Genomic DNA, 16,563 nt, shown 5'->3' on the forward strand with positions numbered 1-16,563 from the left:
TTTAGTTAATGAAGTGGTGACCCCGAGGAGAATCGAACTCCTGTAACATGGATGAAAACCATGGATCCTGACCGCTAGACGACGGGGCCACTTATCAGTCTTATTTGCTGAGCCGAAATTATATAGATTTATTTCTTAATAAAATATAAAATATACACAACTCAGCAAATAAAAGTTATTTACTCGTAAAAATTGCGCAAAGCTCTTATGATAACAGCATTTTTAGAGATGCTCTCAGCTTTTGCATTTTCGTTTACGATTTCGTACAAATCTAACGGAAGTGAGATAGAGAATGTTTTAGTCTCGATCTTCTTCTTTTTATTTATCATAGATACAACGCTTGATAAGAGCTCGATTATCTTTTTAGTATCTATAGGTTTTTGTATAAAGCTATTTACACCCACTTCAATAGATTCAGATATCTTCTCAATGTCGTTACTAGCCGAAATAACGATAATGATCTGGTTAGGATCTATTTCACGAATTTTACGTGAAAGCTCAATTCCGTCCATCTCTGCCATTATAATATCTACAAAAACGATATCAGGAGCTAATTTTGAGTAAGCTTCAAGAGCCTCTTTTCCGTTAAAGCACGACTTTACATCAGAGAAAAAGTTTTTAAAAGTAGAGCTAAGAAGCTCATTGGCAACTTTTTCATCTTCTACAACCATTGCAGTTAGCTTTTTTGTCTCTTCCGTTAATTGAACCAAATCTACATTAGACATACAAAATCCTTCATTTTAATATGCGGAATTATAGCAGATATTTGGGTAACAAATCAAACAGTTAATCATTAAATTGGATTAAAACATAACTAAAAAGCACAAAGTAGGGTGCTGTTAATCATATTTTTTAAACTTCTCAAGCCACTCCAAGTCAGACTCTTTTGAGAACTCTTTTTGTTTTAAAAGAGAATCTATGATGTTGACAAGTGTATCCTCATCCATAAATTCTAGTAAATTAGGATTAATTGAAGTTTTATGAACCCCCTCATAGCTGTTAAGTAGGTTTTGAATATCTTGTATTAACTTATCTTTTCTGCTCATATATGTTCTCTTATTTGTAGTTTTTTGTATTATAGTATATGGAAGTGTATAAAAATGATTCTGTGCTCTTGATTATATTAACAATATTACTTTGGTTAACATAATGTAAATTCTCTTGAAAATAATTTTGCTCTATTTGGAGCATTTGAACCCTAATATTAAAAAGTATGAGGCGGTAATTAGGCACAACATAAGCCGAGTTTTGTTTTGATAGTATTAATCTACTTTACTATTTGCATAGTAACTCTAGCGAAACAGTAGCAAAGAGATCTACGCAGAGCGCAAATCCCTACATAAGAGGCTGACCATCTGTTTCTTGCTGCCATGTTGGGTTTACAAGCTCTCTATATTGCTATAGAGACTGGTGGTCTCTTACACCACCCTTTCACCTTTACCGCATAATGCGGCAGTCTACTCTCTGTTGCACTTTCCCTCGTATTGCTACGGCCATTGGTTAAATGGAACACTCTCTTATAGCAGCTCGGACTTTCCTCTTGAAATATTTCAAGTAACTATCTGTTGTACCTGCAAAATTATATAAAAACATTGCTTTAAAGTAGGTTTTTATATCGTATGAACATTTGTTCACTTTTATATTTCAAGATATGAACAAGCGTTCATTTACTCTAAGGATATATTAACAACTGTTCATATATAATTTTATTTAAATTAACAACTGTTCATATACAGGAAAAAGGTTACAAAATGCCAGAAAACAGGACTATTCCAAAGAAATCAAATACAAAACAGAAGATACTAAAAGCTTCATCAGCCCTCTTCTCAGAGCATGGTTTTAAAGCCACAAGTGTGCGAAAAATAGCTTCAGAAGTGGGCATAAGAGAGAGTGCTTTGTACAATCACTTTAAAAACAAAGAGGAGATCTTTCTATGTGTTGCCAAAGAGATATTTACCACCCCCTTCTCTGATGATAAAACAGATATAAAAGAGTCTGCGCTAAGAGGAAAAGCATTTTTACAGAAATTTGCCATGCAGTACAAGCTTCTTACTTTTGATAAGAACAACGAGAATATGTTTAGGCTTTTAATGATAGAGCTGTTTCAAAACAGAGAGCTCAGAGAGCAGTTTATGAATGAGTTTCACAATGAGAACATTAAAATGCTCTCAGAGGCATTTTTTATCATGATGCAGCACTCGTTAGTACGTTCTGCTGATCCTATAATGGTTGCGTATGAATTTGTATCCACCCTATTCTATATTAGACTGCAGATAACGCTTCTGAGGTTTGATAATACGCCGACAACTGCTCTATCTACGCAGTTTGAAAAGCATGTTGAGTTCTTTTGGGAGAGTATAAGAGTATGATATTTCTTAATATCAAAATATGCTCTTGTTGATACTAATTAATATTATAGATATATTTAAAAAAAGCAGCCCCATAAAAGGCTGCCAAAACTATTTGTAAAGTTTAGACTACTTTGCCATAGCCTCTAGTGCATATTTTTCACCAAGAGTGTATGCTACTTTATTTACATCATGAACTTTTGCAGGAACTTTTGAAAGCATAGTATCTATAAGAACTTGCTTGTCAATAGCATTCTGCATTGTATTTGCAATTGCAAGTGCTACTACTGATTGAGTAATAACGTTACCTACTTCTTCTTTTGCAATAGTAATAATTGGAATCTCTACTATATTCCATTTTTTTCTGTCTTCATCACTAGGCTTAACAAGGTTTGGATCTACAACTATAGTTCCACCCTCTTGAACACCTTTTTTAAATTGATCATAGCTTACCTGTGCAACCGAAAGCATAAAGTTAATTTCGCCATCATTTGCATACGGATAATATATCTCATCATCATCTAGTGTGATATCAACAACTGTTGGTCCGCCACGAACCTGCGACGTATATGTCGCAGTTTTAAGTCCATGTCCGCCAGTCGTGATCTTTGCCGCAGCAAAGATCTCACCTGCAAGAAGAACGCCCTGCCCACCGACACCGGTAAATCTCATTAATGTTCTAGCCATTGCGCTCTCCTTATATCTTTTTCTCAAAGTCATCTTGAGTAAGTGTTTTTCTCTTACCTTGATGAACTTTTTGTATCTCTGCGTACATATCACAATACTCTCTAACCTCTGTATCCTCTTTAAGAATGCCTGTAGGTAGAAGATTTTTTCTCTCTTCTTCACTCATAGAGTCATATTTTTTCTTAGATACCGTAATGTTGTCTATCCAAGTCAAGTTCTCCATTGCTGAAGCCATCTTGTTTTTTCTTCCAAGGTTGATATGGCAGTTTGAGAGTACATCTAAAAATGCAAAACCTCTGTGCTCAAGCGCTTTAACAAAAATTTTCTCAAGTTTTTTAGGGTCGATCATACTCTCTCTAGCTACAAAAGATGCTCCAGCAGCAATTGCTAGATCAGTAGCATTAAAAGTAGGGTCGATATTACCCGCTTTTTGAGACACAGTCCACATACCCTGAGGAGTAGTAGGACTTGTTTGAGAGTTTGTAAGACCGTAAATGAAGTTATTGATAACTATCATTGTTATATCTATATTTCTTCTACATCCGTGAATGGTATGGTTACCACCAATTGCAAGTGCATCTCCGTCTCCTGCAACACAGATAACATGCTTGTCAGGATTCATTAATTTTATACCTGTTGCAAAAGCAACCGTTCTACCGTGAGTTGTATGAACAGTATTAAAATCTACGTAAGAAGAAAATCTTCCCGAACATCCAATACCAGAAACTACACAAACATCGTCTTTACTTATTCCAAGTTTATCAACAGCTCTAATAAAAGCTTTTAAAATAACTCCGTCACCACAACCCCAACACCATAGAGTCGGTACTTTCTCTAATCTTAAATAATTCTCATAATTAAATGCCATCTTAGAGCTCCTTTACTTTATTTACTATTTCATAAGGAGAGATCGGTCTTCCGTTTACTTTAAATAGACCATCAATATCAAGTCTACCTGTAGCACGTTGAACTTCGTCTCTGTATTGCCCTATATTTAGCTCAACGCATAGAACTTTTGGGATTCTAGCTGCAAGCTCTCTCATCTTCTCTGCCGGGCTTGGCCAAAGTGTAATAGGTCTGAATAGACCTGCTTTAATGCCCTCTTCTCTTAAGTGTCTGATCGCCTCTTTTGCCGCAAGGGAAACTGAACCGTAAGCAACTATTAGTATCTCTGCATCATCAGTATGAAACTCTTCATATAGTTCGATCTCATCTTTATGAAGCTCAACTTTATCTTCAAGTCTTTGGATAAGCTTTCTACAAGTCTCTATCTCTTCAGTAGGGAAACCCTTCTTATCGTGGTGAAGACCGGTAAAGTGGTAGCGGTATCCTTTAAACATCGGGTTTAGAACTGCCGGCTGATCATGCTCGCACTCATACGGGAAATACTCCTCTGCAGGACCGTCAAAAGTTTTTCTAGGAACGATTCCGGCTGCAACTTCTTCTTCAGTAGGAAGAACAGCTTTACCGTGCATGTGTCCAAGTGTCTCATCTAGTAAAACAAATACAGGCTGCATAAATCTATCTGCTAAGTTAAATGCTCTTACCGTCTCTGTATAACACTCTGCAAGTGAACCTGCACAAAGAGTGATAGACTTATAGTCACCGTGAGAAGGGTTTTTTGCCTGAGCAACGTCACCTTGTGAAACACGAGTAGGAAGACCAGTTGATGGACCGCCACGCATAACGTTTACAACAACTAAAGGAACTTCTGCCATTTGAGCAAGTCCAAGATTCTCAGCTTTTAGCGATATACCAGGACCTGATGTTGCGGTCATAGTTCTAACACCGGCCATACCAGCACCGATTGCAGCTGCTACACCTGCGATCTCATCTTCCATTTGAATACAGACACCGCCGACTTCCGGCATTAAGTCTGACATCTCATGCATTACTTCGCTTGACGGAGTAATCGGATAACCTCCAAAAAATCTACATCCAGCATCTTTTGCAGCTAATGCAGACAGTTCATTTCCGCTTGAAATAACTTCTCTTTTTGCCATTACTTAACTCCTTTTTGATCTAGCGACATATAATTATTTGCAACAATAGCTACTTGACGCTCTTTTGCCTCATCAGTAAGTTTTGCAAATTTATACTCTTTTTTCTCCGCTACATATATAGCAAAGTCAGGACAAGTTAATTCGCACTCATTACACCCTATACATGACTCTGGATGCTGGATAGATATCATAGCACCTAGAGTAGATGTAGGCTCATACACCATTCCAAGAACGCCCGCAGGGCATACAGAAACACAAATGTCGCAAGCTTTGCAGTTGTTTGTGTTTACCCAAACAGGCTGATTGCCAGGGTTTTCAGTTCTAAAAGTTCCCATTTATTCTCCTCTTTTGTTTTGAAGTGCAGTGCAATATGTGAAGTATCTCTACGCCACACTTTTGAACTGTTACTTATTTTTACAGATTAGGTTAACCTACTTTAATTAATATAGCTCTAAAATTGTGCTAATAGCGCTTCTTTGTAACCGAAATGTTACTGAATGAAGCTCGCACTAAGAGATAATATTATTTAGAAAGCACCTCTGCAACCGCTTTTCCGATGTCAGCCGGAGAAACAACAACCTTAACGCCTGCCGCCTCTAATGCAGCCATCTTTTCAGCCGCAGTACCTGCTCCGCCTGAAACGATTGCACCTGCGTGACCCATTCTTTTACCTTTTGGAGCAGTCTGTCCTGCGATAAACGCTACAACAGGTTTTTTGATATTCTCTTTGATAAATGCAGCTGCTTGAATCTCAAGATCTCCACCGATCTCACCGATCATAACGATCGCATGTGTTTCTGGGTCTGCTTCAAACATAGCAAGAAGCTGCTTGTATGAAAGACCGATGATAGGGTCTCCACCGATACCGACTGCCGTAGAGATTCCAAAACCCTCTTTTACAACTTGGTTTGCGCCCTCATAAGTAAGCGTTCCAGACTTTGAGATAAGACCGATATTGCCCTTTTTGAATATCATACCCGGCATAATACCGATCTTACACTCTTCTGCAGTTATAATTCCAGGACAGTTTGGCCCAATTGTCTTCATACCGTGTTTTGTAGCGTAAGCTTTTGCAGCTTGCATGTCACGAACAGGAGCACCCTCTGTAATAACAACGGCAAGTTCAATTCCTGCATCTGCAGCTTCCATTACAGCATCTGCAACAAAAGCAGGCGGTACGAAAATCATTGAAACAGTAGCACCTGTAGATGATACAGCCTCTTTAACTGTATTGAAAACAGGTTTTCCTAAATGCTCTTGACCACCCTTATTTGGAGTAACACCACCTACGATCTTTGTACCGTATGCCAAACACTGCTCAGCATGAAAAGACCCCTCTTTTCCTGTAAAACCTTGAACGATTACTTTTGTCTCTTTATTTACTAATATACTCATATAGATACCCCTTCTTACTTAGCTTGTTTTGCAGCTGCTACTGCTTTTGCGGCACCATCAGCTAAATCTGTTGCAGCTATTACATTTGAAATATTTGCATTTTTAAGAATTTCTGCAGCCTCAAGTGCATTTGTACCGTCAAGTCTAACAATAACAGGAACATGAACATCTGTAAGTTTTGTAGCTTCCAAAATACCGTTCGCAATACGGTCACATCTAACGATCCCGCCGAAGATGTTAACAAATATAGCTTTTACATTTGGGTTCTTAAGAATGATCTCAAAACCTTTTGCAACGGTCTCAGCGTTTGCAGAACCGCCGACATCAAGGAAGTTTGCAGGAGTTCCGCCCATATAGTTGATCGTATCCATAGTACCCATCGCAAGACCTGCTCCGTTTACCATACAACCGATCTCACCGTCAAGAGATACATAGCTCAGTCCATATTTACCTGCTTCACGCTCATCAGGATCCTCTTCGGTAATATCTCTCATAGCTTCGATATCTGGATGACGCCCAAGTGCAGAGTCATCAAATCCCATCTTTCCGTCAAGTGCTAAGAAGTCTCCGCTGCCTGTCTTTACAAGTGGATTGATCTCAATCATCTCTGCATCGTTTTCCATATAGAGCTTATAGAGTTTTGAAGCAAAGCTTATAAACTTTTTCTGCTCTGCAGGATCAGTGATACCAAGACCAAACACTAGCTCACGCCCGTGAAAACCTTGAAAACCTATGGCAGGATCAACAGCAACTTTGATGATCTTCTCAGGAGTATCGTGTGCAACATCTTCAATTGCCATACCGCCCTCTGTTGAAGCCATTATTACAGGCATCTCTTTTGCGCGGTCAAGAACAACACCAAGATATAACTCATCTTTAATATCTGCACCGTCTTCGATGTAGAGTTTTTGAACTAACTTGCCCTCAGGTCCTGTTTGGTGAGTCACAAGAGTCATTCCAAGGATCTCTTCTGCTAGAGCCTTAACTTCATCTATGCTTTTAGCAAGTTTTACACCGCCCCCTAATCCACGGCCGCCTGCGTGTATCTGAGCTTTTACAACCCAGATAGGTCCGCCAAGCTCTTCTGCATTAATAACAGCCTGCTTTACGCTCTCTGCCATTAAACCCTTTGGTGTAGGAACACCATATTTAGCAAAAATCTGTTTTGCCTGATACTCATGTATATTCATCTAATCTCCTTCTTTAAATTAATTTTTCTAAGCTTTTCTAAAGAAAGCCTTTTAAGCTTTTGGTGCTATCATATCTTGAGGTACGACATATTTGTCAAACTCTTCGGCACTAAGTAGACCAAGCTCTATAGCAGTCTCTTTTAGAGTCGAATTGTTTTTATGCGCAGTCTTAGCTATTTTCGCCGCATTTTCATAACCTATATAAGGGTTAAGAGCAGTTACAAGCATAAGTGAGTTGTTAAGATAGAAATCTATTTTATCTTCTACAGGTTCGATACCTACAGCACAGTTATCGTTAAACGATACGATAGAGTCTGCCAATAGACGGCATGACTGCAAGAAGTTGTAAGCGATCACAGGTTTGAAAACGTTAAGCTGGAAGTTTCCTTGGCTTGCCGCAAAACCGATAGCCGCATCATTTCCCATAACCTGACATGCAACCATTGTTACTGCTTCGCTCTGCGTAGGGTTTACTTTTCCAGGCATAATTGAAGAGCCAGGCTCATTTTCAGGGATAGTGATCTCCCCTATTCCGCATCTTGGACCAGAAGCCAACCATCTTACATCGTTAGCTATCTTCATCATATCAGCCGCAAGAGCTTTAAGCGCACCGTGAGAGTATACAAGCGCATCATGAGAAGTAAGTGCGTGAAACTTGTTAGGAGCAGTTACAAAACTGTGTCCTGTAAGTTCGCTCACTTTCTTTGCCACTCTCTCTCCAAGCTCAGGATGAGCATTAAGCCCTGTTCCGACAGCTGTTCCGCCAAGTGCCAGTTCACGAACTGCCTCAAGCGAGTCTTTTGCCATCTTTTCACACTTGTTGAGCATCTCGACCCAACCGCTAATCTCCTGTCCAAGAGTTAAAGGCGTTGCATCTTGAAGGTGCGTACGACCGATCTTTACAATCGAGTCAAACTTTGCAGACTTTTCAACTAGTGTAGCTTTGAGTTTTGCAATTGCAGGAAGAACACGAGTCTCTACCGCAATAACAGATGCTATATGGAGCGCTGTCGGGTATGTGTCGTTTGAGCTTTGAGACTTGTTTACATCATCGTTTGGATGAACAAGCTTCTCTACTCTAAAATCGCCGCCAAGTATCTCTGTAGCACGGCTTGCGAGAACCTCATTGTTGTTCATATTTGATTGTGTACCTGAACCTGTCTGCCAAACTACAAGAGGATAGTTTCCGTCAAGTTTTCCTGAGAGCATATCATCTGCTGCCTGAGCTATTGCGTCAGCTTTTTTTGAATCCAATTTACCGAGATCTCTGTTAACAAGCGCTACGGCCTTTTTTAGGTATGAAAATGCTCTTGTTATCTCATACGGCATTGTCTCTTCACCGATAGCAAAGTTCTCTATCGATCTTTGAGTCTGTGCTGCCCAATAAGCATCTTTTGGGACATTTATTTCGCCCATTGTGTCTTTTTCAATACGAGTGCTCAAATTTATTCTCCTTTAAAAAAATTATTTTTATTTAGTGTATCGATCAGGGACTTAACAGAGTCACATGAGTTTTTAAACATAGCTTTCTCTGAATCATCAAGAGTTATCTCGATGATCTTCTCTGCTCCGTTTGCTCCGATCATTACCGGAACACCTGAGACTACGTCCGAGTAACCGTATTCACCCTCTAAATAGACCGCACACGGGTGAATCTGTTTTGTATCTTTTAAAATAGCTTCAACCATTATTGTAGTAGATTTTGCAGGCGCATAATATGCAGAACCGGTTTTGAGATGACTTACTATCTCTGCACCGCCGTTACGGGTGCGAGTCACTATCTCTTCGATCTCTGCAGATGTCAAAAGGTCTGCAAGAGGAACGCCTGCTACGGTAGAGTATCTAGGAAGAGGAACCATATCATCACCGTGACCGCCCATTACTGACGCACGAATCTGTCCTCCGCCGTATCCAAGTTTTTCCTGAATAAAGCTTGCCATTCTTGCGCTGTCTAATATACCAGCCATACCTATAACACGACTTCTCTCAAAGCCGCTCTCTCTAAGTGCTACATAAGTCATAGCGTCAAGAGGATTTGAGACCATTATAACTATCGCATCAGGAGAGTATTTAGCGATCCCCTGAATAACCTCTTTTGTAATATTCGCATTTATCATAAGCAAGTCATCACGGCTCATACCCGGAAGCCTAGGGCTTCCTGCTGTCACTACGACAACATCGCAGTTAGTTAAATCAGACATATCCTCAGCCACTGTCACAATAGTGTGACTTCTTACAGCTGCAGCAGCTTGACTCATATCAAGCGCTTTTCCTTTAGCAACATCAATCTTGTTGTCACGAAGAATTATTTCATGACAAGAACCAAGCATTGCTAAAGAGTAAGCTACTGTTGCGCCGACATTTCCAGCGCCTACTATCCCTACTCTTTTTCCTTGATTCATACACACTCCTTGAGTAAATTATTCCGATATTTTAGTCAAATACTTTTTATGTATCTTTAAATTATCATATAAAGACTTTTTGCCTTTTAAATAAAACCAAAAAAGTTTCACTAAAAAAGAAAAATATAAAAGGTAGAAGCCTCCGCATATTATCTATGCGGTAACGGCTTCTTTATGGTAGATAATTTAGATACTCTCTATTATAGCATTGAGTGTAGCAGAAGGACGCATTGCCTTTTGTGCCAACTCATCATTTGGATGGAAGTAACCACCGATATTTTGAGCTTTGCCTTCAACAGCTAAAAGCTCAGAGATGATTTGGTCTTCTTTTTCACTAAGAGCTTTAGCAACCGGAGCAAACTTAGCAGCTAACTCAGCGTTGTCACCCTCAGCCAGTGCTTTTGCCCAGTATTGAGCTAAATAGAAGTGAGAAGCTTTATTATCAGGCTCTCCCGCTTTTCTTGAAGGCTCTTTTGAGTTATCAAGGTAACCTTCATTTGCTTTATCTAAAGCTGCCGTTAAAGCTGAAAGTTTAGCATCTGAGTGCTTGTGACCTAAGAATCTTAGAGACTCTGCGAGTGCTAAGAACTCACCAAGAGAATCCCATCTTAAGTGACCCTCTTTTAAGAATTGCTCAACGTGCTTAGGAGCAGATCCGCCCGCACCTGTCTCATACAATCCGCCGCCAGCTAAAAGTGGAACGATTGAAAGCATCTTTGCAGATGTTCCAAGCTCTAAGATCGGGTACATATCCGTTAAGTGGTCACGTAGAACGTTACCAGTTACAGCGATCGTATTTAACCCTTGTCTGATTCTTGCATTTGTAAATCTAGTAGCATCAGTTACGTTCATAAACTGAATATCTAGGCCGTTTGTATCGAAATCAGCTAAATACTTTTTAACTTTCTTAATCATCTCAGCATCGTGAGCACGGTTTTCATCTAACCAGAATACTGCAGGGATACCTTCGATTCTTGTTCTCTCAACAGTTAGACGAACCCAGTCTTTGATCGGAATATCTTTAGCGCGAGACATTCTCCAGATATCACCAGCCTCACACTCAAAGCTCATCAATACTTTACCGTCTTCAGTAGTAACTGTTACAGTACCAGCTTCTGCAAGCTCGAACGTAGTCGGGTGAGAACCGTACTCTTCAGCTTTTTGAGCCATAAGACCGATATTTTGCATTGTACCCATAGTTGTTACATCGTACTGACCGTTTTTAACACAATCAGCTACCATCTCAGCGTGGAACATTCCGTATGTAGAGTCAGGAATAACTGCAACACACTCTACAGCTGCTCCTGTTCTATCCCACTGCTTACCGCCCTCACGTACAACTACCGGCATAGAAGCATCGATAATTACATCATTTGAAGCATTGAAGTTCGTTGTTCCTTTATCAGAATCAACCATTGCAAGTTTTGGTGCATCAGAATCTAGTGCAGCTTTAAATGCAGCTTTGATCTCTGCCTCTTTAGCATGACCTTTGATCTTCTTCTCTAAGTCAGACATACCTTGGTTGGGATTAACATTTAACTCTTTAAATGTATCCGCATATTTAGCGAAAACATCTTCAAAAAATGCAACAAATCCATGTCCAAACATAATTGGATCAGAGATCTTCATCATAGTCGCTTTTAGGTGAAGTGACCATAATACATCATTTGCTTTTGCATCTTCAATTGTCTTCTTATAGAATGCTTTAAGTGCAGCAACTGACATAAATGTACCGTCAAGAACTTCACCAGCCAATGCTTTAATAGTTGTTAGCTCTTTACCGTTTAGTGCGATTGTCACTTTTTGGTCTTTGTCAGAAGTTACAGATTTCTCATTTCCGTAGAAATCACCATTTCCTTCCATATGCGCAACATAAGCTTTTGAGTTTTCTGAGAAAGCTCTTAATTTATGAGGATTCTTTTTAGCAAAGTTTTTAACTGCCACTGCAGCACGGCGGTCAGAGTTACCTTCACGTAGAACAGGGTTAACCGCTGAACCTAAACATGTGCTGTATTTAGCCTGAATAGCTTTCTCAGAATCATTTGCAGGATTTTCAGGATAGTTAGGAATATCGTAACCTTGCCCTTGAAGTTCAGCAATACAATCTTTAAGCTGACCGACTGAAGCTGAAATATTTGGAAGTTTGATAATATTCGCATCTTCTTGTAAAACAACTTCACCAAGTTTTGAAAGCTCATCTTCTGCAAGACCCATTGCAGCTAAAACTCTACCTGCCAGTGAAATATCACTTAAAACCACTTCGACACCCGCTGCTTTAGTAAAAGCATTTACGATTGGCAATAACGAATAAGTTGCTAAAGCCGGTGCTTCATCAATCTTTGACCAAATAATTTTTGACATTGTGTTTCCTCAAGTTTATATTTTTATTTTCATAAACAGTGCATGAAAATTTACAAGTTCAATGATATCACTAAGATGTAATAATATGAGGTATGATGAGACAAAGATTGAGTTATTTATCTGAAGTGTTTCATTTGGTAGCACGCTTTATATTGGTCAAATGTGTAGAATAGTTACGCGAGAAAGTGTGCTCTCCGCTTTTTGATTTCATAAAATAGAGAAAATCACTCTGCGCCGGAAATATTGCAGCCTTGATAGCATCGAAACTTACGTTACAGACCGGAGCCGCTGGAATACCGTTGTGCAGGTAAGTATTGTACATCGAGCGATCCTCTTTTATCATCTTTGGAGTTACTCTTACGTGTGAATATTGTCCATAATTTAGCGTACCGTCCATCTGCAGTTTCATACCTTTTTTGAGTCTGTTGTATATAACGGAACTCACTAGTGGCATCTCCTTTATATTTGCAGATTCCTTCTGAATAATAGAGGCGATTGTTACAAAATGAAACCATTTCTTCTCATTATAGGTTCCAAAGATCTTCATAGACAAACTTTTCATCTGTGAGAGTGACTCGTTTAAAAGTATCTTTATAGCCATCTTCTCCGTTATTCCCATCGGCAGACTGTATGTATTGGGAACAAATGCACCCTCTATGTGCTTTGTTTGAAGTTCATACTCTTTTTGCAAAATATCTCTTTGAAGATTTAGCTCTTCTGATAACTGATCTAGAAAAATATAGGTTGTCTCACCAGGTATTAAAGTTACATTTTGAAGCGCAGCTTTTGCCGTTGTGAGCTTATATAAAAAATCGCCTCTTGTGCTTAGTGTTGCTCCTACGTTTATCCAGCCGCTTTGAGGAGAGCCGATTACTCTTAAAATCAGTGAATCCAGTTTGCCTACGTTAAAATTTTTATCATTCAAATGTGTTATAATCTTGTTAATAGAACCTGTGGGGATATATATTACCTGAGGGGATTTAATAGGCTTATTTAGGTAATACATGAACGACAGCATAATAATCAACACTATCTCAAAAATCCATTTTATACTTATAAGCGTCTTATCGTTCATATTTATACTGCTCTTTGCTGCTTTTATACTTCTGCAAAATGGACTCTATATAGATGATATATCATTCCAAAATATTAAAGTTAAGAAATTATACATTAAATGGGACGAAAAAATAACACTTAGCGCAAATGAGATTGCTATTTCAAGGGATAAAAACGATCAGAACTCTGATGTTGAATACAAGAGAGTGATCCAAACCCTAAAAGAGATACTCCCATTTACAAACTGGTTAAAAGAGATTGAAATTAAAAAAGTCACTATAAACGGCATTGAAGGAGAGGTAAAATATATTGATGACCAGAAAGGATATCTAAATCTTAGATCAAACATATTTACTCTAAAGAGCTCTCTTCTGCCAAACAGTGGTTTGCTATATGTGACTATAGAGGAGTTGAAAGCTTTTAAAGATGCCATGAATATTAACGGTACCCTACTCCTAAAAGCTAAACAAGAGCCTGATTTTACGGCACTTTTAAATATAAAACTAGATGACGAAATAAACTTTAACCTACATCTTCACGGCAACACTCAAAAACTCTTTTATGAACTGGAATCTAAAGAGGCTATAACAAATACAAGAAAAATAGTAGATATTTTTAACTTGGGTCCAAAGATTAAATATTGGGTATATGACGCCATAGAGATGTCAAGTCTATCCATTGAGAGCTTTAAAGGATGGTTTGAGTACAAAGATCTCGATAAAGCGTATCTTAATCTTCATGCAAAAGCTACTGCAAATGATTTAAACTATACGTATGATCAAAAGCTTGCCCCTGTCAGTTCTGCTAAAACAGAGCTGGAGTTTAAAAATGGAGTTCTCTATATTAGACCCAAAGAAGCATACTCTTACGGCTTCTATCTGGATAGAAGCTGGCTGAAGATAGATTTTGCACAAGATGAAGAGACTTTAACACTGCATCTTCTGTTTAACGCTCAAGCCAATAGAGATATAGTATCTCTGCTTGATAGGTATGAGATAAAACTGCCGCTTGTTCAGAAAAAGGGTGAGGTTGAGACCGATTTGACACTGGATGTAAAGCTAAGAACACTGGATGTTGAAGCAGAGGGAAGCTTTCATGCAAAAGATTCTCAGATCAACTATCTTGGACTCGATATTGATGTGCCAAGTGCAGACATATATTTAAAAAACAGCTATGTTACCATTGAGAACATGTATGCAAAATACAGAGATATAGCCTCTGCAGATGTATGTATGGAGCTTGACGCAAAAGAGTCGGAGGGCAAACTAACACTTAAGTTTGACAAGATAGCCCATAAAGAGAGCTCCTTAGCGCTTCTTAACAAAAAAGAGCTGCTCACCGTATACAATATATCGCCTAAAGAGGACTACATCTCAATTGATAAATCAACATGGAAATACAAAGGGAAGATGATAAACGTCAGTGCGATAAAAGTACCTTTTCATATAAAGGAGCTAAAAGCCCATCTGCCGGTCACCTCCATCCTTGCTCCTGAGCTTGGTTCAGCTCTGCTCTCAGGTGATATATCTTTTAAATCAGGTATAGCCGATCTGGATGTAGATATTATGAAGATAAATAAAAAAGGTATTGAACTAAGCAGACCTGCACCGGCCTTTAAGATGCTTTACGAGAATGGCACTATTAACATCTCCTCAAAAAAAGCTATCTCAATGAAAGTAGACAATAAACCTACAACACTTCAAGATTTAGCGTTCAACATAACAAAAGAGTCGATTAAAGCAGAGAGTATAGCTCTAAACTATAACGACACCATCAAATCAAAAATAGGTCTTGATTACGATCTTTTAAACTCCAAGGGAGTGCTTAGTTTAAAAGATAATGCGATTTACGACAATGATTTTAACGAGATGTTTAAAACAGAGAAGAGTATAGAACTTTACTTGGAAAATAGGGACAACAGTACAGTGATAGGCTCAAAAAAGTATGCTTTTGAGTATATAAGCTCTAAAGATGGATGGATATTTGATGCAAAATCACTTGAGAAGATCTCACAATACTCTAAACTCTTAAAGAAGTATGATCTGACAAATGGAAGCCTTAAGATAGAGAAAAAAGATGACCAAAGAAACTTGGAGTTTTTACTGCAGAGTGCATATAAATATAAATTTTTAGCGACTCTTGAGAAGCCGATTGAAAACTATACGGCTGAGGGTAAATATAATCTGGATACAAAAGAGACAGATATTACGATCAACAATAGTGTCAATGTCGAAATAAAAGATAATATCAAAATAGATGCTAAAAATATAGGCATAAATATAAAAGAGATCATAAACTACTTTGATCAAAGAGAGACCGCAGAAGGGCTTAATGATAAAACTGAGTTGCATATTCAAACGCAAAACTGCTTTTTATATCTGGCAGAAAACAGACGTATAGTCTCTGATAGGATCGATCTTACATATATTAACAAAACTATTTCGGCAGAACTTCTGCACAACAGAGGACATGCCGTCTTTACACTTACTGATGACAAGATCTATCTTTATGGAGATGAGTTCGGCGATGAGTTTATGGACAAACTCTTTGCCCTCTCTAGGTTTAGGGGAGGCTCTTTTGAGTTTTTTATAAACGGCACTCTAAAAGAGTTTGACGGAATGATTAATATCAAGGATACGACCATCCTTGACTATAAAATATTAAACAATATTCTTGCTTTTGTAAACACTGTTCCTTCGTTGATTACCTTCTCTCTTCCCGGATATAACAAGAGCGGTATAGCCGCTGAGAGAACCTACATAAACTTTAAATTCAAAGATGACATATACAAGATGAGCGATATATATATGAAATCAAAAGAGATAGAAATAACAGGTGTCGGGGAAGCAAGCATAGAGAAAAACAGCATTGATCTAGACCTAAACCTAAAAACGGACCTTGGCAGTTCTGTATCTAAAATCCCGCTTGTAGGTTATATTCTTCTTGGCAAAGAGAGTGTCTCTACCACGCTTAAAGTAACAGGCAAGCTTGATGATCCAAATGTTACGACTCAGGTAGCAAAAGATATAGCAGTAGCTCCTTTTAATATAATAAAAAGAACCTTTATGTTCCCGTTTGAACTCTTTAAGAGCAAAGATAATAAAGAGGAGCAGAGATAGTC

At 38.5% G+C, this 16,563-nt stretch carries 14 protein-coding genes, 1 tRNA gene and 1 other RNA gene; 2 read left to right on the forward strand and 14 right to left on the reverse strand.

The window, feature by feature from the left end:
• Window positions 1–14: 14 nt before the first annotated feature.
• The 4 genes from FCU45_RS04465 to rnpB all read right to left on the reverse strand — a co-directional run bounded on the left by FCU45_RS04465 (window position 15) and on the right by rnpB (window position 1,574).
• A tRNA-Glu gene (locus FCU45_RS04465) sits at window positions 15–89 on the reverse strand.
• 90 nt (window positions 90–179) lie between these two features.
• Window positions 180–725, reverse strand: a complete 546-nt coding sequence (locus tag FCU45_RS04470; protein WP_137012708.1) for a response regulator — start codon at window positions 723–725, stop codon at window positions 180–182.
• Between the two features lie 114 nt (window positions 726–839).
• Window positions 840–1,046, reverse strand: coding sequence for a hypothetical protein (locus tag FCU45_RS04475; RefSeq protein ID WP_137012710.1), 207 nt, complete (start codon window positions 1,044–1,046; stop codon window positions 840–842).
• Window positions 1,047–1,222: 176 nt separating this feature from the next.
• Window positions 1,223–1,574, reverse strand: an RNA gene (gene rnpB / locus FCU45_RS04480) — RNase P RNA component class A.
• 177 nt (window positions 1,575–1,751) lie between these two features.
• Between rnpB and FCU45_RS04485 the strand changes: the two genes are divergently transcribed.
• A complete protein-coding gene (locus FCU45_RS04485) occupies window positions 1,752–2,369 on the forward strand; it encodes a TetR/AcrR family transcriptional regulator (RefSeq protein WP_137012712.1) in 618 nt (205 codons plus the stop codon).
• Between the two features lie 108 nt (window positions 2,370–2,477).
• Here FCU45_RS04485 and FCU45_RS04490 read toward each other — a convergent pair whose 3' ends face one another.
• From FCU45_RS04490 to mltG, 10 genes are all read right to left on the reverse strand, one after another.
• Window positions 2,478–3,035 (reverse strand): 2-oxoglutarate:acceptor oxidoreductase subunit OorC, encoded by a 558-nt coding sequence (locus FCU45_RS04490; protein ID WP_137012714.1) that lies wholly within the window; start codon window positions 3,033–3,035, stop codon window positions 2,478–2,480.
• 10 nt (window positions 3,036–3,045) lie between these two features.
• Window positions 3,046–3,903 carry a 2-oxoglutarate ferredoxin oxidoreductase subunit beta gene (locus tag FCU45_RS04495; protein WP_137012716.1) on the reverse strand — a complete coding sequence of 286 codons (858 nt, stop codon included), beginning with the start codon at window positions 3,901–3,903 and terminating at the stop codon, window positions 3,046–3,048.
• 1 nt (window position 3,904) lies between these two features.
• Window positions 3,905–5,038 carry a 2-oxoglutarate synthase subunit alpha gene (locus FCU45_RS04500; protein WP_137012717.1) on the reverse strand — a complete coding sequence of 378 codons (1,134 nt, stop codon included), beginning with the start codon at window positions 5,036–5,038 and terminating at the stop codon, window positions 3,905–3,907.
• Window positions 5,038–5,373, reverse strand: a complete 336-nt coding sequence (locus FCU45_RS04505) for a 4Fe-4S binding protein (RefSeq protein WP_137012718.1) — start codon at window positions 5,371–5,373, stop codon at window positions 5,038–5,040. The genes FCU45_RS04500 and FCU45_RS04505 overlap by 1 nt, the downstream gene beginning before the upstream one ends.
• Window positions 5,374–5,560: 187 nt before the next feature.
• Complete coding sequence (sucD, locus tag FCU45_RS04510) at window positions 5,561–6,433, reverse strand: succinate--CoA ligase subunit alpha (protein WP_137012720.1); 873 nt, start codon at window positions 6,431–6,433, stop codon at window positions 5,561–5,563.
• A 14-nt stretch (window positions 6,434–6,447) separates the two neighbouring features.
• Window positions 6,448–7,623: an ADP-forming succinate--CoA ligase subunit beta gene (gene sucC, locus FCU45_RS04515; RefSeq protein ID WP_137012722.1), complete on the reverse strand. Its 1,176-nt coding sequence runs from the start codon at window positions 7,621–7,623 to the stop codon at window positions 6,448–6,450.
• A 51-nt stretch (window positions 7,624–7,674) separates the two neighbouring features.
• Window positions 7,675–9,066 carry a class II fumarate hydratase gene (gene fumC / locus FCU45_RS04520; RefSeq protein ID WP_188109197.1) on the reverse strand — a complete coding sequence of 464 codons (1,392 nt, stop codon included), beginning with the start codon at window positions 9,064–9,066 and terminating at the stop codon, window positions 7,675–7,677.
• Between the two features lie 2 nt (window positions 9,067–9,068).
• Window positions 9,069–10,025 (reverse strand): malate dehydrogenase, encoded by a 957-nt coding sequence (gene mdh / locus FCU45_RS04525; RefSeq protein ID WP_137012726.1) that lies wholly within the window; start codon window positions 10,023–10,025, stop codon window positions 9,069–9,071.
• A 186-nt stretch (window positions 10,026–10,211) separates the two neighbouring features.
• Window positions 10,212–12,386, reverse strand: coding sequence for an NADP-dependent isocitrate dehydrogenase (locus tag FCU45_RS04530; protein WP_137012728.1), 2,175 nt, complete (start codon window positions 12,384–12,386; stop codon window positions 10,212–10,214).
• A 130-nt stretch (window positions 12,387–12,516) separates the two neighbouring features.
• The gene (gene mltG / locus FCU45_RS04535; protein ID WP_137012730.1) at window positions 12,517–13,461 is read right to left on the reverse strand and encodes an endolytic transglycosylase MltG; all 945 of its coding nucleotides are present in this window, start codon (window positions 13,459–13,461) and stop codon (window positions 12,517–12,519) included.
• Here mltG and FCU45_RS04540 point away from each other — a divergent pair.
• The gene (locus tag FCU45_RS04540) at window positions 13,391–16,561 is read left to right on the forward strand and encodes a YhdP family protein (protein WP_137012732.1); all 3,171 of its coding nucleotides are present in this window, start codon (window positions 13,391–13,393) and stop codon (window positions 16,559–16,561) included. The two genes, mltG and FCU45_RS04540, sit on opposite strands and share 71 nt — an antisense overlap.
• The last annotated feature ends 2 nt before the right edge of the window (window positions 16,562–16,563 follow it).

The sequence above is a fragment of the Sulfurimonas crateris genome (genome assembly GCF_005217605.1).
Taxonomy (GTDB): domain Bacteria; phylum Campylobacterota; class Campylobacteria; order Campylobacterales; family Sulfurimonadaceae; genus Sulfurimonas; species Sulfurimonas crateris.

What these genes read in the sequence shown, in the direction of transcription:
- sucC (WP_137012722.1), bottom strand. Translation starts at nt 7,623, where the DNA reads ATGAATATACATGAGTATCAGGCAAAACAGATTTTTGCTAAATATGGT.
- sucD (WP_137012720.1), bottom strand. Translation starts at nt 6,433, where the DNA reads ATGAGTATATTAGTAAATAAAGAGACAAAAGTAATCGTTCAAGGTTTT.
- FCU45_RS04505 (WP_137012718.1), bottom strand. Translation starts at nt 5,373, where the DNA reads ATGGGAACTTTTAGAACTGAAAACCCTGGCAATCAGCCTGTTTGGGTA.
- FCU45_RS04495 (WP_137012716.1), bottom strand. Translation starts at nt 3,903, where the DNA reads ATGGCATTTAATTATGAGAATTATTTAAGATTAGAGAAAGTACCGACT.
- FCU45_RS04490 (WP_137012714.1), bottom strand. Translation starts at nt 3,035, where the DNA reads ATGGCTAGAACATTAATGAGATTTACCGGTGTCGGTGGGCAGGGCGTT.
- FCU45_RS04540 (WP_137012732.1), top strand. Translation starts at nt 13,391, where the DNA reads ATGAACGACAGCATAATAATCAACACTATCTCAAAAATCCATTTTATA.
- FCU45_RS04500 (WP_137012717.1), bottom strand. Translation starts at nt 5,038, where the DNA reads ATGGCAAAAAGAGAAGTTATTTCAAGCGGAAATGAACTGTCTGCATTA.
- mdh (WP_137012726.1), bottom strand. Translation starts at nt 10,025, where the DNA reads ATGAATCAAGGAAAAAGAGTAGGGATAGTAGGCGCTGGAAATGTCGGC.
- FCU45_RS04485 (WP_137012712.1), top strand. Translation starts at nt 1,752, where the DNA reads ATGCCAGAAAACAGGACTATTCCAAAGAAATCAAATACAAAACAGAAG.
- FCU45_RS04475 (WP_137012710.1), bottom strand. Translation starts at nt 1,046, where the DNA reads ATGAGCAGAAAAGATAAGTTAATACAAGATATTCAAAACCTACTTAAC.
- mltG (WP_137012730.1), bottom strand. Translation starts at nt 13,461, where the DNA reads ATGAACGATAAGACGCTTATAAGTATAAAATGGATTTTTGAGATAGTG.
- FCU45_RS04470 (WP_137012708.1), bottom strand. Translation starts at nt 725, where the DNA reads ATGTCTAATGTAGATTTGGTTCAATTAACGGAAGAGACAAAAAAGCTA.
- FCU45_RS04530 (WP_137012728.1), bottom strand. Translation starts at nt 12,386, where the DNA reads ATGTCAAAAATTATTTGGTCAAAGATTGATGAAGCACCGGCTTTAGCA.